Here is a 20,450-nt window from a genome sequence, read left to right as displayed (position 1 = left end):
AAAAATAATCTGAATGATGAATTGGTTGATTGTAAAATAAAAGCATATATCAGTCGTCTGAAACAAGTGATTTATGAATCGAGAAAGGACAACTATTATTTTAATAATGAAAGTGAAATCAAATTTAATGTTCTGATTGCTTTGGAAAATATAAATGACCTGTTAAGTCGCCTTAAAAAAGACAGCGAAGCGGACGCTTTCCTTGATGAGGCAGTGGCTTTAATAAATAGTTTTAAACGATCTGTAAAAGATTGCGATGTCAATCAAACAAATCATTTAGATCCGTTGTTTGATGCCTTTTTTCAAAAATATAATCTCGATAATACAAAAGATCTAGTGATGATGAAATTGGTTTATCAGTTGCAGTGCTTAAGCGATTATTTAAATAAAATGAAGAAGTCGGATCAAATTAATAAAAAAGAGATTACAAAAAATGAACAACGAACAAATAATTTTAAGTCAACAAAAAAATTTAAGGTAAAACTTTCGATCGATCCATTAAGTCGGTCATATGCGTTTCGATTGGCCTTTGCAATTTCTGTATTTGCATTTATCGTAAACTATTTTAACCTTCAACATGGCAATTGGATTCTGTTCACAATTTCTTCACTAACCTATCCATTCTATGAAATCTCAAGGCAAAGAACGGGAAAACGAATTTTTGGTACAATAATTGGCGGAATTATTGTTATTATACTCTTTTCGTTTTTACAACTAAGAGATGCAGGAATAATCGTGATGGTAATCACCTTATTTTTGACAATTTTCTTTATGGATAATTACACCTATTCAATGATTTTTTCAACAATAACGGCAATCAGTTCGTTTGTGTTAGTGGAGAATTCAACGAATCTGAGCCTTGACAGAATTATCTATGTTATTATTGGGGGCGTGTGTGCCGTGTTATTGAGTAAACTCGTTTTACCCTATCAAGAATCTGACGCAGAAAAAGATTTGAAGAAAATGTATGACGAGATTATTGTTGGCTTTTTCAATGATATTGGAAGTGCGCAGAATTATACGGATGATTTTAAACATAAGATAATGAATTTTATGCTTTTTACCGGCATGATTGAGGATAAATTATCGGCGTTGATAAAAGTTTCAAATGCGGAAATGGTCACGTCTTTTATTGGCGTCAGACATGCATTGATCCTTAATATCTATAACGAATACCGCTGGTTGCTGGCAAATAAAAACTGCATCGAAGATTATAAGAATATCTGCCAGGATATCAGCAAAAATGACAAGTATCGAAATACCGAAAATGATGAACAGTTAATTGGAGAAATAATTAGTCAATATTCATTAAAAAATAAAGTCGTCGTTTGGGAAAGTATCGAAATAATAAGATCAATGAATCAATTGGATCTGTTTAAACGGCCGAGTGGGAATTAGCGCATGTAAAATTTTAAATGGTCTTTGACAAGGTCATTATAAATTTTTTCTGAGAACCGGCAGAAAAAACGATTTTGCAAATGCTATGTTCCAGCAGCGATTATGGGTATATAAAAAACAATCGTTATAGACCGCATCAAAAGGAGGAAAGAATGTTAGTATCAAGAAAATGTCAGGAAGAACAACTGCAAAATGTTTACGCGACCCCGGTGATGGGCTCGGTGGCCAGTGATGAACCGATTCCCCAGTATACGCTGCCGGAAAATCCATTGGCGCCGGAAATCGCCTATCGCTTGATTAAAGATGACCTGATCGATGAAGGTAACGCCCGACAGAATCTGGCAACATTTTGTCAGTCCTATATGGAACCGGAAGCGGTGAAACTAATGGCGGAAACGCTGGAAAAGAACGCCATCGACAAATCGGAATACCCCCAAACCGCCGATCTTGAGAATCGTTGTGTTAATATTATTGCCGATCTGTGGCATGCTGCCGATCAGGATGATTTTATCGGAACCTCAACAGTGGGTTCATCGGAGGCTTGTATGCTTGGTGGGATGGCCCTGAAGTTTGCCTGGCGTAAGCGGGCCGCAGAAAAAGGGCTGGATATTCAGGCCCGAAAGCCGAACCTGGTCATATCTTCAGGTTACCAGGTTTGTTGGGAAAAATTTTGTGTCTATTGGGATATTGAAATGCGCCTGGTGCCCCTGGATAAAAATCACATGAGCCTTAATCTGGGACGGGTGTTAGAATTCGTCGATGATTATACCATTGGTGTTGTCGCTATTATGGGGATTACCTATACCGGTAAATATGATGATGTAGAAGGTCTGAATAACCTACTGGAGGAATACAACAACAGTCATGATCTCCCAGTTTATATTCATGTCGACGGGGCATCGGGGGGGATGTTTGCGCCATTTATCTATCCCGATTTAGAGTGGGATTTTAGACTCAAAAATGTTGTTTCAATTAATACCTCGGGGCACAAATATGGCCTGGTTTATCCCGGAGTCGGTTGGATTTTATGGAAGGACAAAAAATACTTGCCGACCGAGTTGATTTTCAACGTCAGTTATCTGGGAGGGAGCATGCCGACCATGGCCATCAATTTTTCCCGTTCGGCCAGTCAGATCATTGGCCAGTATTATAATTTCCTGCGCTATGGGCGACAGGGGTACATCAGCATCCATCAGCGAACCCGGGATGTGGCGGTTTATATCGCTGCCGAAATTGAGAAAACGGGTCTCTTTGAAATCTACAACGATGGGAAAAATATCCCCATTGTCTGTTGGACGCTCAGGGAGACGGCAAATAAACCCTGGAGTCTGTATGACTTGGCAGATCGGGTGAGAATGAACGGGTGGCAGGTTCCGGCCTACCCATTACCGGAAAATATGGCGGATTGCATCATTCAACGGGTGGTTGTAAGGCAGGACTTCAATATGCAAATTGCAACCCAATTTATCAATGATTTTAACCAGGCGATCAAAGAACTGGATGCGGCGAAGCTACTCGTTCATGGCGAGGATACCGGAAATAAAGGACCATCCGGTTTTATTCATTAAATTAACAAGACCCAGCTGTTTTGTCGGCTGGGTCTTGTTGTTTGTTATTGATTCAGAGTGACAACCTGGTTGCGACCATTGGATTTAGCCTGATAGAGCGCCTCGTCAGCCATTTTAACAAGGTCTTCATGACGGGAATGATGATCGGGTAGCAGGGTGGCAACCCCAATGCTGACGGTAATACAATTTTTAACCACCGATCCCTCATGGGGAATGGCCAGCGCTTCGACTTTTTTTAGCAGGCGATGGGCATTACTCAGAGCTTCTTCTTTGTCGGTTTCGGCAAGGAGAACGATAAATTCTTCACCTCCATAACGAACCACCATATCGGTGGGGCGGGACAAAGCGGTTCGCAGGGTATTCCCGATTTTAATCAGGGTGGCATCTCCAGCCACGTGGCCATACAAATCGTTATAGTTTTTAAAATAATCGACATCAATAAAAAGCAGCGAGATCGGACGGTGCTGTCTTAAACAGCGGTTCCATTCCATGACAATGGTTTCATCATATTTCCGGCGGTTCCACAGTTCGGTCAGCGGATCCCGGAGGGAAAGACGCTGTAACTCATGGTTGATCAATTCCAGTTCATAATTCTGTTGTTCAATCCGGTCATTGGAGGCGGTTAGCTCCCGGGTACGCTGGGCCACCAGTTCATCGAGATGATCGTTCATCTCGGCCAGCTGTTCACTCATGACGGTGCGTTGCTCCAGCGACTCGGTAAAGGTTTTAGCCAGTAACAGCGAATAGAGGACCGCAAAGATCAGTTGGCCGGTAGAAGAGTTAGCATCGCCCTGAAAGATTGTTTGAAGGAACGATAGCCAGTTGTCGCTGATCCAGGGACTAAGGGTAATGATGTCCATCAGACAGGTCGCAATCAGAAACAGACCACCGAGTATGATCAGGCCGCTGTTTTTTTCCCGATGAAGCGCAATTTTAATCAGCATCGCAAAAAGATAGATGATCATCAAAACTGTCCATATCTGATAAAGGGGATTGATGATGGCTGCGATCCAAGTTGGGGTAAAAAGAACGACGAGGGTATAGACACCAGCAATAATTTGAGTGGTTCGGACAATGAGTGGATTGAAATACTGTGGTAAAATCGATCGAAAAAACATCAGAATCAATGGAACCCCTAAATAGAATGACAGAGTCTGCACTTTATAAATAATCTCAAAATTCAGATTTTGAAAAAATGAGAATAAGAAGGCTTCGCCGATAAACAATGTTCTGATAGCCACCAGCGTGCAAAACAGCCCAAAATACAGTGGAGCCCGGTCTTTTCTTCTAAAACAGAATAAGGCCAGGTGATAAACCCCCATCATCATCAGGGCACCAAAAAGGAACAATTCATAGGTCAGGCCGAAGTAGCGAATAGTAAGGAGTTGGCTTTCTCCGCCCAGTTGAATGCTATTGAGCAGACCGCCACTGGGGCGGTAGAAATTGGATACTTCCAGGACAATCTCGTTTTCTCCCGACACGGCATTAAAAGCGACGACCTGGGGCTGATATTTGGGAACCATGGTTTCCCGGGTGGTGCCGATGGTACCGACGGTGGTAATCGGCTCACCATTGATAAAAAGCTTGTATGCGGTGCGAACCTTGGGAATCTTCAGCGCCAGGATTTGATTGTCGGCAGCAGTAAATTTCAGTCGATAGGTAGCATACCCGGATCCGGGTATTTTTTCGTCGTCGATTTGATATTTATTCCATGAGGAAGGAAAGGGGACATAAGCGCTGAGCGTACCCTGGTCGATATTGGCGGGTTCCAGTAGCTGGTTCCAATAAAAAGCCCAGTCACCATCCAGCGGAATGATTTCATTTTTAATATTAAATTGTGTTAAGTCAAGCCGACCATTTTCGGATTTTTTCTCGATTGTCGCTTCTTGAATAGAGCAACCTCCCAGGAAAAAAAGTATGATAAGAATAAGGGTCAATGAGATACTGCGTTTATTCACGTTGGGACTCCTTTCGGTCGAGAAAAGCGGTAATTAAAATAATGGGCTAAGCATTGGAGTGCTTGAATTTACGGTGAAGTATTTTGGTAGTGGTGTATGCTGCCGTTTTAAAATAAAAAACATTACAAACGGATGTGAAGTGGATTGTTTCATTATACATTGACAGGTTCAATCCCGTCAATTCAGATTTAGGATACCATCGCTTAAATCACATGCCCCAAAACGGTGAAGATGCATGATTGAATCCAAGCCGATGGTGCGGCCAATTCAATTGACAAAATAGCTCATTAATGCTATTGTGTTAAAAGTTAACAATGGCTAATAAAGGGGTTTAAATGAATAGGAAAAGAGTAAAAAAAATAGACTGTCTTGTCGTATTATGGATCATGTTGTTGGTAGTGCTGGCTGGGCCGGTTTATGGTTTGGGGACAATCAGGGCGGTATATGATGAAACAGCAACGAGTCTGTCCGTCACCTTTGACAACAACTATGCATCAGGATGGATGATTGATATTTGTCGGGATGAACCTGGGGATGATCTGGTCGGGCCCTTTGCAGCTTCAGTGGCGCAACTGTATGTTGAACGCACGCCCGGTCTGCAGTCGGGAACCCAGATTATTGATCTGTCGGCGTTGCTGGCAACGCTGTCGGTCGATCAAAACATACAGATCTATGTATCGGCCTATACCCCGGTAGAGGATACCACCATTGAAGACCGTGATGGCGGATATCAGGGAAATCCCTGTGCGGCGGTGAAGGGGACAGCGCTTCAGCCTACCGCTGTGGTGACGCCGGAGACTGACCTGGCCACGGTAGCGGCGATGAGTAATGGTATCCCGGTTCTATCGATTACCATGTCAGATACGGATAGCAACAAAAACAATCTGGAGTACCTTCATGCTGATAAAGAAAATAAAATCAGTGCTATGATAAGTCTTGACGACGGTGCCGATCCCAACAATAATTTCAGTGGGGAATCAGCGGTTATCAAGGGTCGCGGAAATTTCACCTGGAGTCTCGATAAACGGCCTTATCAGATAAAATTTGACAGTAAAAAAACGCTTCTGGGCATGGCCCCGGCAAAAACATGGGTCTTGCTGGCTAACCACACCGACCGGTCATTTGCCAGGAATAGCGTAATCTTTGATCTGGCCAAGGAAATGGGCCTGGACTATTCCTCAGAATCGCGGTTTGTTGACCTCTATATCAACGGCGAGTATCTGGGTAATTATCTGATTTGTGAAAAGGTTGAGGTCGGCAGTAATCGGGTTGAACTGGAAAACCCCGATGGGCTGTTGCTGGAAATGGATAACCACTACGGTACCGCAGAACCCTATTATTTTGCCACCGCCAAAAGCGGGACTATCTTTACCTTAAAGGATTCTGTTGATGCGGCGGACAGCCCGGAGGTGCAACAAGCCTTTGCAAGTGTCCAGGCCGATATCAACGAACTGGAAACCTTGTTGTATGCCGACGATCCCGACTGGGCGGCGATCAGCGAAATAATCGAGGTTGATTCATTTGTTAAGCGTTATTTTATCGATGAATTTGCCAAAAATATTGAGATTGGGATGTCCAGTATTTATTTTTACAAGGATGGCGCCAGTGACAAGCTTCATGCCGGTCCGGTCTGGGACTACGACCTGTCGTTGGGAAATATCGCCAGAGGCACAGCCACCGAAGACTATGCCAAAAATTTTGCTCTCCAGGTTGAAAATGGGATTGTCCGTAATGACTGGTATGCCCAGTTATGCCGTAATGAGGAGTTTGTCGCCAGAGCGAATGAACTCTATTCGGCCGAAATCAAAACGGCGCTGGATAATACCGATGATAATCTCAAATCAGTCGCCAACCTGATTGCGGTATCAGCCGATAACAACTTCAGTAAGTGGCCAGTGCTGGGGGTGCCAACGCTGACAACCGCAAACAGCCGGATCATTGAGCATTCTTTTAGCGACGAGATTTCCTATCTGCGAAACTGGATTGTTGACCGTAGAAATTATCTGGCCGGAGTCTATGAGGCAGATATGCCGATGATCACTTATGCGACCCATGTTCAAAACCTGGGCTGGCAGTCGGGCGTGACTACGGGCATGAAAGCTGGAACCACCGGCCAGTCATTGTGTCTGGAAGCGCTGCAGCTGTCAATCAATAATGACCCGGCAAGCGGCGCCCTGGAATACAGTGCCCATGTTCAGAATATTGGCTGGCAGGATTATACTCCAGCCGGTACAGCGGCCGGCACCACCGGCCAGGCCCTGGGTCTGGAAGCGGTAAAAATAAGACTGACCGGCGAATTGGCCAACCAGTACGATCTTTACTATCGGGTCCATTCCCAGAATTATGGTTGGCTGGGTTGGGCTAAAAATGACGAAATTGCCGGAACTGTGGGACTGAATCTCCGGGCCGAGTCGATTCAGATCAAGCTTGTTAGCAAGGGTACCTATATCAAGAACACTGCTAACCACTATTTTGAACCAGCTACCGTCCCGGTGGTATAAAAATCAATAACTGCCAGTATTGGCGGTTACAAAAAGTTAAGAGGTAAATAATGACAAGAGCAAATATTGAAAAGAAAATAACCGAGTATCCCATTTTTGAGTATGCCTTTTTTGATCCGGCCGAAATCAATTTTTATGAGGCGGTACGAACCATCTGCAAGCTGGAATGCCCCCAATACGGCAACTCCTGGTCCTGTCCCCCGGCAGTCGGGACCCTGGAAGAATGTAAAGAGCGGTGCCTGGGCTATGATCATGCCTTTATTTTCAGCACCATCTCGGAGGTCAGCGATATCCTAAATATGGACGAAATGCTGGCGACCCACTGCGAACACATCGAAATCGTCGAGGCGATCAAGGCCGATGTTTTTGGTCAACACGAGGACAAGCTGATTCTCACGGCCGAATCCTGTGCCATCTGCGAGGAATGCGGCTACCCGGATGAGGCCTGTAAGCATCGTGATAAAATGTATCCCTGTGTCGAAAGCCATGCTATCTCGGTGACGGATATCTGTGAAAAACATCAACTGTCATTTTTAAACGGTTATAATGTGATTACCTGGTTCGGGATGATCTTTTTTAACAACCACCAGGGAGCTCATGCGGTTTAGAATTTTAAATTACCAGAAAGCGGGGATCAGATGGATTTATCATTTTTAGGGATTGCGGCCAATCCCATTACAGTTTTTACCCAGGCAGACAAGGCGGCTTATTTACGGAATCCTGAAGATATTGATGACGGGATTCGGGAACTGGTAGATGCCATTAACGCCATTCCGGTGTTCTTTTCGATGAGCGCCTGCCAGGGCTTCCTGATTGAGGAAGAGCGGGAAGACCACTGTCCGGAAACCTATGTGGACTTTTATGTGATCGACGAGCAGTACCAGCTGGCCCAGCTGCTGTTGGGTTCGCTGGCCAGTAAATTTAATGCCAGTATCGACTGTAAGGTGGTTTACGAAGCGGATTTCGAGATGACAGCAGCGGATGAAATTGTACCGAACGGCATGGTCAAGCTGCGCCACAGCATCGAACTCTACGAGTTGCCAGCAGATTTAATGAAGAGCACTTATCAGGAACTGGTGGATCATGTCCGCAGATTCGGAGCGGCAGTAATATGATGGATAAGAAGGTCAGAGCTTTATTTGAGCCCTTTACAATCAAGCAGCTGAAGCTCAAGAACCGGCTGTTTATGCCGGCAATGGGGATTGCGACGGCTGATGAAAACGGGGCTTATACCGATGCGGCTAGCGCTTTTTATGTGACCCGGGCTAAGGGCGGGGTGGGTCTGATCATTGCCGGTGCCAATGCGGTGACCGCCTTAGACCCTCAACAGACGGTTTGTACGGACCCCACTCCTGGGTTTAACCCCGAGGCTTATATTGCGGCCGGACAGAAAATGACCCGGCAGATCCATGACCACGGCACCATGATCTTTGTACAGCTGGCGGCTGGTTTGGTTGGAGATAGCTGGTTAGAACAAAGTAAACGTTGCCAGACGATGACCCTTGCCGAAATCCGGCAGCTGGTGGCATCCTTTGCCGAGGCGGCCAAAATTGTCAAAGCGGCCGGTTTTGATGGCGTTGAAATCGAAACGGGATCTATGCTCGATGGTTTTACCCTGGCGCTTTATAATCAGCGTCGGGATGATTACGGCGGCGAGCTGCCAAACCGTTTTCGGATCGTGACGGAAATCATTGCTGCCATCAAGACCACCTGTGGCCGTGATTTTCCGGTGATTGTGCGGTTGGCAATGAAAAGCTATCTTAAAGCCGGGGGACAGCAAGCCTTGCCGCTGGAAGAATTTGCCGAACAGGGACGTGACGTCGATGAAGCCCTGGCGGCCGCAGTGCTGTTGGTTACAGCCGACTGTGACGGTTTTGACGTGACAGCCGGCATCGATACGCCGGAGAAATCCTCCTATTGGAAATATCCGCCGGTCTATTTTGACAAAGGGGTTTATCTGAATCTTAGTGAGACCCTTAAAAAAGTTGTTACAGTGCCGGTCCTGGCCGCCGGAAAAATGGATGATTCGGAGCTGGCGGCCGAGGCGCTGGCCCAAGGTAAGCTGGATATGGTGGGGCTGGGTCGGCCGCTGCTGGCTGATCCCGAGCTGCCTGTCAAGTTAGAAAACGCTAAAAGCCAAGTGATCCGGCCCTGTTTGGGCTGTAATGACGGTTGTCTGGCCCAGCTGATTGCCGGGCAGAAAGCCTCCTGCACCGTTAATCCGGACTGCAGTCGGGAACTGCGTACCAGGATTGTAGCGGCCGAAAGCCTGAAAAAGGTAGTGGTGGTTGGTGGCGGACCGGCTGGGATGGAAGCGGCCCGGGTCAGCGCACTGAGGGGCCATCAGGTGACCCTCTTTGAAAAAAGCTACGGACTGGGGGGCAAGCTGAAATACAGCAGCCAGCGGATCTTAAAAACCGCCGACCGCCAGCTGATCCATTGGTATGAAAATCAGCTGGAAGGCTTAACTGTCGAGATTCGTCTTGATGAACCGGCAACCCCAGAAAAAATAGCTGCCATCAATCCGGAGATCGTTTTTATTGCCCAGGGCTCCGAAGCCAAGCAGCTTGAATTCCCGGGGATGGACAGCGAAAAAGTGACCAATGCTATTGATGTGCTGACCGACAAGACCTTTGTCGGACCCCGCTGTCCGGCCATTGGCGGCGGTCTGGCCAGCTGTGAGGCGGCCCTCCATCTGGCCATGCATCGTCATAAGATGGTCATCGTGGACTCAGCCCCGGAGATTCTGGCCGCCGGTATCCCCATGGCTCCGGCTAACCAACAGATGCTGAAGGATTTACTGGTCTTTTATCGTAGCGAAATTATCACCTCTGCCACCCTAAAATCGGTCACTGAAGAAGGCGCCGTAATTGAAAAAAACGGAGAGGAACGGTTGCTTCCGGCCCATCACGTGATGATTGCGGTAGGTTTTGAACCAGCACCTTCTTTATATGAAGAAATACAGAACGACTACCCCCAGGTTTATAATATTGGCGATAGTCAGGCGATCAAAAATATTCGGGCGGCGATCTGGGCGGCCAACGACGTGGCTCGGACGCTTTAGTTAATCAAAATTTAATATGAAATTAATAAATTGACGGTTGTTGCATAAGTGTGGTAAAATTCAAAATTAGGGACTTATCAAATAACGTAAAACAGCTGGTGCTGCAGCTTTACGTTCCATCGTTAATTGAGTCGATTGGCAGCGGGTTTGTTTTCCTAAAATTAGCAATAATGGAGACATAAAATGATCACAACGACCTTTAAGCGCTATGAGAAAAAATATCAATTAGATGCGGTTCAATATGAGAAGATCTTGCCGATATTGCTGACAGAAATGAAGCCGGATACCTACACCTCAAAAAATGACAGCTATATGATCTATAATATTTATTACGATACCCAGCATTATGATGTGATCAGACATTCTCTGTCCAAGCCCTATTATAAAGAAAAACTGCGGCTGCGAAGCTATACCATTCCCGAAACCCTTGAGGAAAGAGTGTTTTTGGAGCTGAAGAAAAAAATCGGTGGGATTGTCAATAAACGGCGGGCCTCATTGCGATTAAATGATGCCTATAATTTTGTGTCTAAAAGAGAGTATCCCGAAGGATTGAACCAGAGTGAAGTACAGGTTTTAAAAGAAATTGAGTATTTTCTGGAAAATCGTTCAATTGAAGCAAAGGCGTATATCAGCTATCAGCGGACCGCCTATGTGGGAAAAAATGATCCCAACCTCCGGGTGACCTTTGACTGCAATATTAAAAGCCGGCAAACGCACCTGTTTTTAGAAAAGGGTGACTATGGTGATTTTGTGATTCCGCCCAATCAGTATGTCATGGAAATCAAGATTCTCGGGGCGATGCCCTTATGGCTGGCCCGGGCGCTATCGGAACTGAAAATCTATAGTTCCAGCTTTTCAAAATATGGTAGAACCTATCAGGAGTATCTAAGTCGGGCCGAGTAGGATCTGTCGCAGCCTGACAAAACCAAGATCATAACAGACTTATAAAGGGAGATCAGAGATGTGGGAGACACTATTTTCATCAGCAACCAGTGAGACGCTGACCTTATCAACAACCGTCAATATTATTTTTGCTTCTTTATTGATGGGATTATTTATTAGCGTTATTTATATCAAAACCCGGGGTAAAGAAGGTTATTCCCATGGCTTTACGGTAACTCTGATTATGCTGCCAGCCATCATTGCCATTATCATTCTTCTGGTGGGCAATAATATTGCCCGGGCCTTTAGTTTGGCTGGAGCCTTCAGTCTGATCCGCTTTCGAAGCGCACCGGGGGATCCCATTGATATTTCCTATGTCTTTTTTACCCTGGTCGTCGGACTGGCCTGCGGGATGGGTTATATCGGCTATGGAATGCTTTTTGCCGTCATTCTATGCGCAGTGATGGTTATTCTCAGCGTGACGAAATATGCCAAACCGCGAGTCAATATGATGCAACTTAAAATTACCATCCCCGAAGATATCGATTTTCAGAATTGCTTTGAAGATATTCTAGAGCAGTATACCCAGAGTTATAAGCTGCAACGGGTCAAAACGGCGGATTTTGGGTCGTTGTTTGAAATTATTTATACCATCCAGCCAAAAGATGCGATGGATCAGAAAGCGTTCATTGACCAGTTGCGCTGTCGAAACGGAAATCTGAACATTGTCCTTAATACTCAAATCAATAACGATATGGTCTATCTGGGATAGTATTTAAAAATCAGAATCAATTTAGCTGGTTTCATAAAATAAATCAAATCTGCTGCGAAAGTAGCAGGTTTTTTAGTTTGCAAGTATGCTATAAAAATAAGAGTGGAGGAAAAATTTGAAAGATCGACTGCAAAACAAGGGCGTGGTTTTGGCCCTGGCAACCCTTTGCTGCCTGCTCTGGGGCAGCGCCTATCCGGCGGTTAAAATTGGCTATGAGCTTTTTGGAATCACCACCACCGGAGCTCAGGTTTTGTTTGCCGGTTATCGTTTTACTCTGGCAGGAATACTGACATGGATCATCACCAGCCTTTATGTAAAGAAAATTGCGCTGCCGCAAAGAGATGAGTGGGGCCGGATGATCAGCTTAGGGTTGGTGCAGACGACCCTCCAGTATATTTTCTTTTACATCGGCCTGGCCAATACCACTGGGGTGAAGGCATCGATTATCAATGCCACCTCCACCTTTTTTGCGATTCTTTTTGCCCATCTGATTCTGAAAAACGAGAAGATGACCCGGGCCAAGATCATTGGCTGCATTTTGGGGATGGTCGGGGTGATCATTATTCAGCTCAAAGGTGGCCGGATCGACAGCAGTTTTTCGCTGCTGGGGGATGGTTTTCTCTTTCTGGTCTGCATCGCCTCGGCGCTGGGGGCAGTGATGACCCGAATCTATACGCAAAAAAGCGATTCAATGATTCTGACCGCCTATCAGCTGATGATCGGCGGGGTGGTGCTGGTGATGATCGGGTTATTGATGGGGGGATCGATCACGCAGGTTACCGTCCCGGGACTGCTTTTACTTGGCTATCTGGCAGCCTTGTCAGCTGCCGCTTTTACCATCTGGACGATCCTATTAAAGCACAACCCAGTTGGAGTAGTGGCCATTTATGGCTTTATGATTCCGGTTTTTGGGGTAATCTTATCGGGGCTTTTTCTGGGTGAGGCATTCCTTAGCCTGCGGATTCTTGTTTCCCTGGCTTGTGTCAGTGTGGGGATCTGGCTGGTCAATCGGGAGGCGGGACGGATTTGAAAAAAGGTGCATCCGCTTGGATCCGGTTGAGATAACGATCGGAGCGCCAAGCGGGGGCACCTTTTGATGTTCATTTACGGTTTATTGGACAGTTTAAACAGTACCCGTGACAATGGCCTGATACCCTTCGGGATCGGTATTGCCTTCGGTACTGAACAGTAAGATGGTGGAGTTGCGATCAAGATTAAGCGATTGTTTCAGGGCGGTAAGACTTTGGTCGGTACACAAAGAAATCAGCAGCCCCAGACCGACGGCTCCGGATTCGCCGGAGATAATTGCCGGGTCAGTGCCTCCGGGATGGGCCAGGGTTTGCATCCCCAGTTTAGTGACCCAATCCGGGCAGCTGGCATAAAAGCTGGCTAAGTCTCTAAGAATCGGCCAGGTCAGAGGGTTCGGTTCGCCGCAGTTTAAACCGGCCATAATCGTTTCCGGGTGACCGCCAATCGCCACTGGCTGTCCCTGCTGCACCGACTTGAAAATGCAGGCAACGGTGTCCGGCTCAACAATGGTGGTGATTGGCGGATACTGATTGTAATACTGGCTCAGATAACCCAGCACACCTCCGGCCATCGAACCGACCCCGGCCTGAAGAAAAACATGGCTGGGCCTGGCAATGCCGCATTCCTGCAATTGCTCCAGAGCTTCGCTTGCCATGGTGGTATAGCCCTGGGTGATGGCGTTGGGGATGGCCTCGTAGTCGTCAAAGCCAGTGTCCTGAATGAGGATGTAACCCTTCTCCTTTGCCAGCTGGGCAGCCCGGCGGACGCACTCGTCGTAATTCAGTTCTGTGATCTCAACCGGGGTATCATTGATGGCCCGGATCGCCGCCGCCCGGCTGGGTTTAGAGCCTTTTGGCATCAGCACTATCGCCCGGCAGCCAAAAAGCGCAGCAGCCCAGGCCACTCCCTTGCCGTGGTTGCCATCGGTGGCGGTGATAAAAACCAGATTCTTAATCTGCTGGTGAATGGCCGTAGAGCTCAGTAACGGAAAAGTAAGGTCTGCCATATCGGCCTGGATCTGCCCGGCAATGATGGTAGCCATGGCGTAAGATGCCCCCAGGCTTTTGAAGGCGTTGAGTCCGAAGCGGTGGGATTCATCCTTAACAAAAATATTGCGAACGCCTAATTTCTCGGCCAAATCGGGCAGAGCCATCAACGGCGTCGGCTGATACTGAGGCAATGATTGATGAAAGCGGCGGACACCGACCACGGCGCTTGGGGATAACACTGGGGTTGGCTCCGGATCGGTGATTGGGTTCCGGCCTACGCCAGAGATGATGGTAATGGGTGAGTTCATCGGGGTCTCCTTATTATGGGGTGAATCAAGCAAATAGTTTTCGGATTTTTTTATTGTAGTCATTATATCACAATGCGATAATGATTAGAGAAAAAGATAATCATCATCAAAATATGGAGGTTAGGTATGAAAGTTGGAGTAATTCGTTGCCTGCAGACTGAAGATATGTGTCCGGGAACGACTGATTTTAAAGTGATCCGAGGGAAGAAGGGTGCCTTTGCGGGAGTTGAGGGAGAAATCGAAATAATCGGCTTTAATACCTGTGGCGGATGTCCAGGAAAAAAAGCTGTCACCCGGGCAGCGGAAATGGTCAAGCGTGGCGCCGACACCATCACTTTGGCATCCTGTATTACTAAAGGAAATCCGATTGGTTTCAAATGTCCCCATGCTGAGCAAATGCTGGCCGCTATTCGTAAAAAGCTTGGTGATGAGATAACCGTTTTAGAGTATACCCACTGAGATTTTGAATGGGAGAATGAAAAAATTGATAAACTAATAACCAGATGAGGATACCGTAAAAAAATTACAGTATCCTTCTTTTTATACTTGCATCTACAAGTCAGTAGGGTATAATCTAAGCAAAGAGAAGAGGTGAGACGCAAATGCTTAAGAATTTCAAAGTCAAAGGATTTAAAAATTTCAGTGAGCAGATTGAACTGGATTTTTCCGATGTTCGGGATTACTCTTTCAGTAAGGATTGTATTAAAGATGGTTTTTTGAATAAAATCATTATTTATGGGAAAAATGGGGTGGGTAAATCAAACATTGGCCTTGCCATTTTTGATCTGATAACACATCTGACGGATAAAAATGTCACCCCGGGATTGTATGACTATTATCTGAATGCCGATAATGATACCGGTTTTGCCGAGTTCCAGTATGTGTTTAGGATTGGTGACTCAGAAATTGAATATCGGTATCACAAGAATCAGGAACAGGTGCTTCAATTTGAAGAAGTCCGAATGGACTCTGAAATTGTCTTTTCTTATAATTTTTCTAACAAACAGGGAAATCTGGAAGGGCTGTTAAAAAGGGTGCCGTCGCTAAACTATGAATTTTTAAACGAGCATTTTTCGATCTTAAAATATGTTGTCAGCAACACTGCTGGCGATGGGATCAAGCCGTTAAAAGAAATGGTGCGCTTTGTGAACAACATGCTCTGGTGTCGTAGTCTGGATGAAAATCGTTATATTGGTTTTAAAAATGACAGCAAGGATTATTTTTCGTTTATTTTAGACCATGATCGTCTTGGTGGCTTTCAAAGTCTGATTAACCGGGCCGGAATCGACGAACAGTTGGAAATCATAGTTGATCCGGATGGACAGGAGCGGTTGTATTTTAAACGCAAAAAACCACTGCCGTTTTTCAAAACGGCGTCCAATGGTACAAAGGCTTTATATACCTTATACTACTGGTTGTCTGCTTCAAAAGACTTGAGTTTTCTGTTTATTGACGAGTTTGATGCATATTATCATTTTGAACTTTCCGAGATGATCGTTACTTTATTGGAATCGATGGATGGTTTTCAGACCGTGCTGACATCCCACAACACGAATCTTTTAACGAATCGGATGATGAGGCCGGATTGTTATTTTATTTTGACCCCTAATCAGCTCACTTCACTGGCCAATGCCACCAAAAGGGAATTACGGGAAGGTAATAATCTGGAAAAACTCTATGTAAGTGGTGAGTTTGATGGATGAAGCACATATAAAGAAAATTCTCGTATTGGTTGAAGGAGCAAAAACTGATGTTCTGTTGATGAATAAAATAATCAGCAGTTATCCAATTCTCGATGATTATCGGATTGTATCTTATTGTACCAATATTTATGCATTATATCAGGAAATGATGATGGCTGGACAGGAAGATCTTGAAGCAACAGATATTCTGCTTGTCCTAAAATCAAGAGAGAAGCGTGAAGAAAACAGAAAACTGTTTGATGAAAAGTATACCGATATTCTACTGGTATTTGACCTGGATCCACAGGATTCACGTTATGATAGTGATGTTTTGCTGGCATTACAGAAACATTTTTCGGATTCTTCAGATATGGGCAAATTATACCTTAACTATCCGATGGTTGAAGCCTTTTATCATCTGAAATCAATTCCAGATGACGATTATTATCATCGTATGACAGCTTTAGCTGAATTGAAAAACAAGAAGTATAAATTAAGGGTTCAGCAAGAAACGCTGGGAAGCGATTATCGAAAGTTTGCGGTATCCAGGGATCAAATGACGATTGTGATCAGACAAAATATGGCAAAAGCCCACGGGCTCCAAAGTGATGAGCGAATTGACTGGTCTCATGATGGCGTAACGCAGGAGATAGACCATCTTAAAGTATTACAGTTGCAATTGGCTTTGTTGGAAAAGGAAGAGCAGCTTCAGGTATTATCAACCTGTGGTTTTTTTATCGCCGACTATAATCCCGGTTTTCTGAAAATGACATAAGGATGGAACTTACTAACCGCTGCGGCGGTTTTTCTTTTTATTAGAAATTTTTCTGGCACACGAATTGCCACATCTTGTCTTTTTCAGAGAGTCGTGTATGATGAAAGAGATGAGAATATAATGATATTTTTAGCGAATGATACTCAAATTTTTGATATTTGTTAAAGATTTGAGGATGGTGCGTAAAAAGCATGAATTTACCTACTAAAAGTTTTAAAATCGTTACAAAATAGCGTATAATAAAAAAATACGGCTTATTGTCGAATTAAAATCATGGCTGATTAAGAGATGTTTCATCAAAAGAAGACGGCAATGAAAAACAACAGGAGCACATTGGTCGATTAAATCAGCAATTGAGAAATTTAAGATTTGAATAGCAGCAATTGTGATGGCTGATGAAAGGCTTCAGATATTCAGGTGTCGCTGTTGGTGAGCAAATAAAAAACGGATAAATAAATGACAAGGGACAAATTCTGTCCAGGCTGTTCCGATATAATCTTAATATCAAATCAATCCATGGAAAAGGGGAATGACAATGTTATTTGAGAAAAAAGATCCGAATCCGAAAAAGAATCACAAGACATTGTGCCAGATCTGCCATCAGAATCCCGCCACCACGACGATGCAGGGGCCACTGGGGCCGGTTAAGGTGTGTAAAAGCTGTAAGAAAAATGTGCGGATTTAAAGAAAACGCAAAGGGGGTGAAACAGTCGATTGAAATCACAACATGATAAAAAGAAAACCGCCCGGATCCTCGCCATCTATGATCAGATCATCCGGGGTGAGATCGTCAACAAACAGAAGTGGGCCGAAAAACAGAAAGTCACGGACAAAACCATCCAGCGGCATCTGCAGGAAATAGAAGCTTATCTGCAAGAGCTTTATCCTGAGAGTGAGGTTGCCTATGACCGCAAGCGTCAGGGCCACCGGTTGTATCGGGAAGGCAGTATGGCGTTGTCGGATCATGATATCTTTGCCGTGGCCAAGGTCTTGCTGGATGCCCGGGCTTTCAGCGAAAACGAAATGGAGGAAATCCTCGATCATCTGCTGCGTTTGTCCTATAACCGCAAGGCGATTGAGGTGGCCATCGGCAATGAACGCCAGTTTTATCAGCCGGTTAAACACGGCCAGGATTTAATTGAACGGATCTGGTTTTTCAGCCAGAGTGTTCAGAAGCAGCAGGTGCTGGATGTGCAGTATCAAAAGCAGGATGGTACGGTGAAGGCCTATAAAATCAATCCCCTGGGGCTGATGTTTAATGAGTATTATTTTTATGTCATTGCCGAGATCAACGGTAAGGAAAACCCTGTTTCGCTGGTTTTCCGGCTCGACCGGTTTATCAATTATGCTTTTTGTGAGGGCGATCAGCGTTTTACGATTGACTATGGCAACCGCTTTAAAGAAGGTGAATTTCGGGAGCAGATTCAGTTTATGTATACCGGTGAACTGACGACCATTCGCTTCCGCTTTTTCGGCCCGTCTCTGGAGGCGGTTCTGGACCGATTGCCCACCGCCAAGGTAGAAAAAACCGAGGACGGCGTCACCACCTTGTCAGCCCGGGTTTACGGTGAAGGGGTCAAGAAATGGCTGCTTTCCCAGGGGGACTGGGTTGAGGTGTTAAGCCCACCGAGTTATCGAAAAGAGATGGTGGAGATGATTGAGCGGATGCGGGGGAAGTATGGGGAGGAAAAGTGATAATTGACAAAAAAATTAGGGGGTTGAAGAATGTATATTATCGTCGGTTTGGTGGCAGTATTTTTAGTTTGGGCATTATTTGGGCAAAAGATTGTTAAAGGTGTGAAGTTAATAATCGGCATTGGTCTTTTTATTTTTCTGATCAAATTGATCGTGGGCTATCCGGTGATCAGCGTTCCGGCAATTATCATTCTAGCCATTGTGATTTGGCGTGAATTTGCAAAGGATAAAAAAGCCATAAAGGGATGGAATAAAAGAATATGCACTTCGATTACGGAATACGAAATTGATGATCTGCTGAGACCTTGTGTGGAAGAGATAAAACAAAAAGATTCAAATAAAGCTGATTATCAATTTGATCTGCAAAATATGCCATTTGGCCGATTAACTTCATTTTTAAATTATCATGGCTTTGGTCGAGATACTGAGGCCTATTATTTTTCGCCTGTCTGTAGCAAAATAGATGATGAGCTGCGTGAATACGGAATGGCAATTATTCGACAGGGGTGTTGTTGTCAACCCAGAAATATGACAGTTCCGCTGAAAATGGTTTGAGCAGTGAGAATGTGATCTATCCATTTTCAGGCCTGGTGGAGATTTCTAAAGGAAAAAATCAGCTGACCTTAAAATATATTGAAAAGGATAAGCATGCCTATCAGTTTGTTAACATCCCTATTGAAAAGCTAACGGTTGAAACAGATAGTCTGGTTTCTTTATTCCAGACCACAATTGACGAGAATATTGGGGAAGCTTCTTTCAAAAAAGAATTGATGCGAGACACCCAAGCTATCATGGATACAGTTGGGGTAATGGGCGGTGTGGAACCACGACAAGCGATGTATGGCGAGGTTGGAAATTATTTTAATGGCAGCCGCGGGGCAGGTTATGCTGCCGAATACGGCAATAATACCGTCGACCGTCTGTCGGGTAAAAAGGTGGTTAATGCAGCCCAGCAACTTGATGAGAACAATAGACAGGTAAAACATGGTGCCGATCGAATTGTTGATGGCGTCAATATTTAGACAAAATACTATAAAACAGCCAGTGAAAGTATTGGTGCGGCGTTTGAAAAGAAAAAAGCCATTTATTTGAATGAAGATGGTTCAATGATGCAAATAGAAGTGCCAAGAGATCAGTATGATCAGGCTTGTGAATTAATGCAGAAACGGATTGACTCCGGGCAGGTTCCAGATGCACAGCCAGGTGATGATCCGCGTAAGTATGTCAAAAAGGGAACCTTCACCTACGCATCGGCACATAATATTGCCGCTTCCGGCACGATTGAAAGCCTGTGTGTGGATTTGGGCACCGGTATTATTACGTCTTCCATTCCCACCGGGATTTCGGTTGTGATTGTTTTTTCGATTGCGATTTGGAATGGTGAAAAACCGGCTGAAGCAGCCAAAGCCGGATTGGTGACAGGCTTGAAAGTATTTGGAAAAGGGGCACTGATTTATACTCTGACGATACAGCTTTCACGATCAAAACTGGCGATTTCTTTGACAAAAACCTATTTTCAAAGTGGTGAATTTAAAGACGTGGCAACAATTGCTAATCCGGCCTTTGCGATTAGTGAAAAAGTTGCTTCATCCGTCAGTACCTCAGCTTTAGCAAAAAGCAGTATAGGTAAATCCATCCGGCTTGATAAGGTGACCGGGCAGTTACGTCTGGTGCGATCACGGCGGTTGTTGTATTTGGTTCGGATATTTGTCGAGCGGTATGCGGTAGAATTTCAACCAAGTAATTATTTAAGAATTCAGCAGTCGGCGCTGCTGGCATCGGCGGTTCTATATTGGGACAGGTCTTGATACCGATACCGGTTGTTGGTG

General features: G+C 45.0%; 19 protein-coding genes. 17 read left to right on the top strand and 2 right to left on the bottom strand.

Annotated features, from left to right (window positions below; translation table 11 throughout):
* Together ACWI_RS04845 and gad are read left to right on the top strand one after the other, a co-directional pair.
* Nucleotides 1–1,398 (top strand): FUSC family protein (locus tag ACWI_RS04845; protein ID WP_070370302.1); only part of this gene is annotated, 1,398 nt, incomplete at its 5' end.
* Between the two features lie 152 nt (nucleotides 1,399–1,550).
* Nucleotides 1,551–2,966 (top strand): glutamate decarboxylase, encoded by a 1,416-nt coding sequence (gene gad / locus ACWI_RS04840; protein WP_070370301.1) that lies wholly within the window; start codon nucleotides 1,551–1,553, stop codon nucleotides 2,964–2,966.
* A gap of 44 nt (nucleotides 2,967–3,010) precedes the next feature.
* Here the strand turns inward: gad and ACWI_RS04835 are convergent, their stop codons facing one another.
* Complete coding sequence (locus ACWI_RS04835) at nucleotides 3,011–4,924, bottom strand: sensor domain-containing diguanylate cyclase (protein WP_070370300.1); 1,914 nt, start codon at nucleotides 4,922–4,924, stop codon at nucleotides 3,011–3,013.
* A gap of 335 nt (nucleotides 4,925–5,259) precedes the next feature.
* Here ACWI_RS04835 and ACWI_RS04830 point away from each other — a divergent pair, with 335 nt between their 5' ends.
* The 7 genes from ACWI_RS04830 (at nucleotide 5,260) to ACWI_RS04800 (ending at nucleotide 13,173) form a co-directional block, all read left to right on the top strand.
* The gene (locus tag ACWI_RS04830; RefSeq protein ID WP_084633500.1) at nucleotides 5,260–7,425 is read left to right on the top strand and encodes a CotH kinase family protein; all 2,166 of its coding nucleotides are present in this window, start codon (nucleotides 5,260–5,262) and stop codon (nucleotides 7,423–7,425) included.
* Between the two features lie 50 nt (nucleotides 7,426–7,475).
* A complete protein-coding gene (locus ACWI_RS04825) occupies nucleotides 7,476–8,033 on the top strand; it encodes a DUF2284 domain-containing protein (RefSeq protein WP_084633499.1) in 558 nt (185 codons plus the stop codon).
* A gap of 30 nt (nucleotides 8,034–8,063) precedes the next feature.
* Nucleotides 8,064–8,540: a hypothetical protein gene (locus ACWI_RS04820; RefSeq protein ID WP_070370297.1), complete on the top strand. Its 477-nt coding sequence runs from the start codon at nucleotides 8,064–8,066 to the stop codon at nucleotides 8,538–8,540.
* Nucleotides 8,537–10,489, top strand: a complete 1,953-nt coding sequence (locus ACWI_RS04815) for an oxidoreductase (RefSeq protein ID WP_084633498.1) — start codon at nucleotides 8,537–8,539, stop codon at nucleotides 10,487–10,489. The genes ACWI_RS04820 and ACWI_RS04815 overlap by 4 nt, the downstream gene beginning before the upstream one ends.
* Before the next feature lie 183 nt (nucleotides 10,490–10,672).
* Nucleotides 10,673–11,392: a polyphosphate polymerase domain-containing protein gene (locus ACWI_RS04810; RefSeq protein WP_070370296.1), complete on the top strand. Its 720-nt coding sequence runs from the start codon at nucleotides 10,673–10,675 to the stop codon at nucleotides 11,390–11,392.
* A gap of 58 nt (nucleotides 11,393–11,450) precedes the next feature.
* Nucleotides 11,451–12,143, top strand: a complete 693-nt coding sequence (locus ACWI_RS04805; RefSeq protein WP_070370295.1) for a DUF4956 domain-containing protein — start codon at nucleotides 11,451–11,453, stop codon at nucleotides 12,141–12,143.
* A 115-nt stretch (nucleotides 12,144–12,258) separates the two neighbouring features.
* On the top strand, nucleotides 12,259–13,173 hold the full coding sequence (locus tag ACWI_RS04800) for a DMT family transporter (RefSeq protein WP_070370294.1): 915 nt from the start codon (nucleotides 12,259–12,261) through the stop codon (nucleotides 13,171–13,173).
* A 93-nt stretch (nucleotides 13,174–13,266) separates the two neighbouring features.
* Here ACWI_RS04800 and ACWI_RS04795 read toward each other — a convergent pair whose 3' ends face one another.
* On the bottom strand, nucleotides 13,267–14,469 hold the full coding sequence (locus ACWI_RS04795) for a diaminopropionate ammonia-lyase (protein WP_070370293.1): 1,203 nt from the start codon (nucleotides 14,467–14,469) through the stop codon (nucleotides 13,267–13,269).
* A 126-nt stretch (nucleotides 14,470–14,595) separates the two neighbouring features.
* On the opposite strand from ACWI_RS04795, the gene ACWI_RS04790 reads away from it, so the two are divergent.
* From ACWI_RS04790 to ACWI_RS04760, 8 genes are all read left to right on the top strand, one after another.
* Entirely contained in the window at nucleotides 14,596–14,928 is a 333-nt protein-coding gene (locus tag ACWI_RS04790; protein ID WP_070370292.1) for a CGGC domain-containing protein, read from the top strand.
* A 143-nt stretch (nucleotides 14,929–15,071) separates the two neighbouring features.
* Nucleotides 15,072–16,172, top strand: a complete 1,101-nt coding sequence (locus ACWI_RS04785) for an AAA family ATPase (protein ID WP_070370291.1) — start codon at nucleotides 15,072–15,074, stop codon at nucleotides 16,170–16,172.
* Nucleotides 16,165–16,926 carry a hypothetical protein gene (locus ACWI_RS04780; protein WP_070370290.1) on the top strand — a complete coding sequence of 254 codons (762 nt, stop codon included), beginning with the start codon at nucleotides 16,165–16,167 and terminating at the stop codon, nucleotides 16,924–16,926. Before ACWI_RS04785 ends, ACWI_RS04780 begins: the two co-directional genes overlap by 8 nt.
* A gap of 535 nt (nucleotides 16,927–17,461) precedes the next feature.
* Entirely contained in the window at nucleotides 17,462–17,611 is a 150-nt protein-coding gene (locus tag ACWI_RS18960) for a hypothetical protein (RefSeq protein ID WP_175440897.1), read from the top strand.
* 29 nt (nucleotides 17,612–17,640) lie between these two features.
* Complete coding sequence (locus ACWI_RS04775) at nucleotides 17,641–18,621, top strand: helix-turn-helix transcriptional regulator (RefSeq protein ID WP_070370289.1); 981 nt, start codon at nucleotides 17,641–17,643, stop codon at nucleotides 18,619–18,621.
* Nucleotides 18,622–18,651: 30 nt separating this feature from the next.
* Nucleotides 18,652–19,176 (top strand): hypothetical protein, encoded by a 525-nt coding sequence (locus ACWI_RS04770; RefSeq protein WP_070370288.1) that lies wholly within the window; start codon nucleotides 18,652–18,654, stop codon nucleotides 19,174–19,176.
* Nucleotides 19,134–19,643: a hypothetical protein gene (locus tag ACWI_RS04765; RefSeq protein WP_070370287.1), complete on the top strand. Its 510-nt coding sequence runs from the start codon at nucleotides 19,134–19,136 to the stop codon at nucleotides 19,641–19,643. Before ACWI_RS04770 ends, ACWI_RS04765 begins: the two co-directional genes overlap by 43 nt.
* Before the next feature lie 84 nt (nucleotides 19,644–19,727).
* Entirely contained in the window at nucleotides 19,728–20,429 is a 702-nt protein-coding gene (locus tag ACWI_RS04760) for a hypothetical protein (protein ID WP_070370286.1), read from the top strand.
* The last annotated feature ends 21 nt before the right edge of the window (nucleotides 20,430–20,450 follow it).

Origin of the sequence: Acetobacterium wieringae (assembly GCF_001766835.1) — a bacterium.
Lineage (GTDB): Bacteria > Bacillota > Clostridia > Eubacteriales > Eubacteriaceae > Acetobacterium > Acetobacterium wieringae.
Note: the sequence above shows the minus strand (reverse complement) of the source record. Positions and strands in the feature narration are given on the sequence as shown.

What these genes read in the sequence shown, in the direction of transcription:
- ACWI_RS04795 (WP_070370293.1), bottom strand. Translation starts at nt 14,469, where the DNA reads ATGAACTCACCCATTACCATCATCTCTGGCGTAGGCCGGAACCCAATC.
- ACWI_RS04780 (WP_070370290.1), top strand. Translation starts at nt 16,165, where the DNA reads ATGGATGAAGCACATATAAAGAAAATTCTCGTATTGGTTGAAGGAGCA.
- ACWI_RS04785 (WP_070370291.1), top strand. Translation starts at nt 15,072, where the DNA reads ATGCTTAAGAATTTCAAAGTCAAAGGATTTAAAAATTTCAGTGAGCAG.
- gad (WP_070370301.1), top strand. Translation starts at nt 1,551, where the DNA reads ATGTTAGTATCAAGAAAATGTCAGGAAGAACAACTGCAAAATGTTTAC.
- ACWI_RS04820 (WP_070370297.1), top strand. Translation starts at nt 8,064, where the DNA reads ATGGATTTATCATTTTTAGGGATTGCGGCCAATCCCATTACAGTTTTT.
- ACWI_RS04825 (WP_084633499.1), top strand. Translation starts at nt 7,476, where the DNA reads ATGACAAGAGCAAATATTGAAAAGAAAATAACCGAGTATCCCATTTTT.
- ACWI_RS04830 (WP_084633500.1), top strand. Translation starts at nt 5,260, where the DNA reads ATGAATAGGAAAAGAGTAAAAAAAATAGACTGTCTTGTCGTATTATGG.
- ACWI_RS04815 (WP_084633498.1), top strand. Translation starts at nt 8,537, where the DNA reads ATGATGGATAAGAAGGTCAGAGCTTTATTTGAGCCCTTTACAATCAAG.
- ACWI_RS18960 (WP_175440897.1), top strand. Translation starts at nt 17,462, where the DNA reads ATGTTATTTGAGAAAAAAGATCCGAATCCGAAAAAGAATCACAAGACA.
- ACWI_RS04805 (WP_070370295.1), top strand. Translation starts at nt 11,451, where the DNA reads ATGTGGGAGACACTATTTTCATCAGCAACCAGTGAGACGCTGACCTTA.
- ACWI_RS04790 (WP_070370292.1), top strand. Translation starts at nt 14,596, where the DNA reads ATGAAAGTTGGAGTAATTCGTTGCCTGCAGACTGAAGATATGTGTCCG.
- ACWI_RS04810 (WP_070370296.1), top strand. Translation starts at nt 10,673, where the DNA reads ATGATCACAACGACCTTTAAGCGCTATGAGAAAAAATATCAATTAGAT.
- ACWI_RS04770 (WP_070370288.1), top strand. Translation starts at nt 18,652, where the DNA reads ATGTATATTATCGTCGGTTTGGTGGCAGTATTTTTAGTTTGGGCATTA.
- ACWI_RS04760 (WP_070370286.1), top strand. Translation starts at nt 19,728, where the DNA reads ATGATGCAAATAGAAGTGCCAAGAGATCAGTATGATCAGGCTTGTGAA.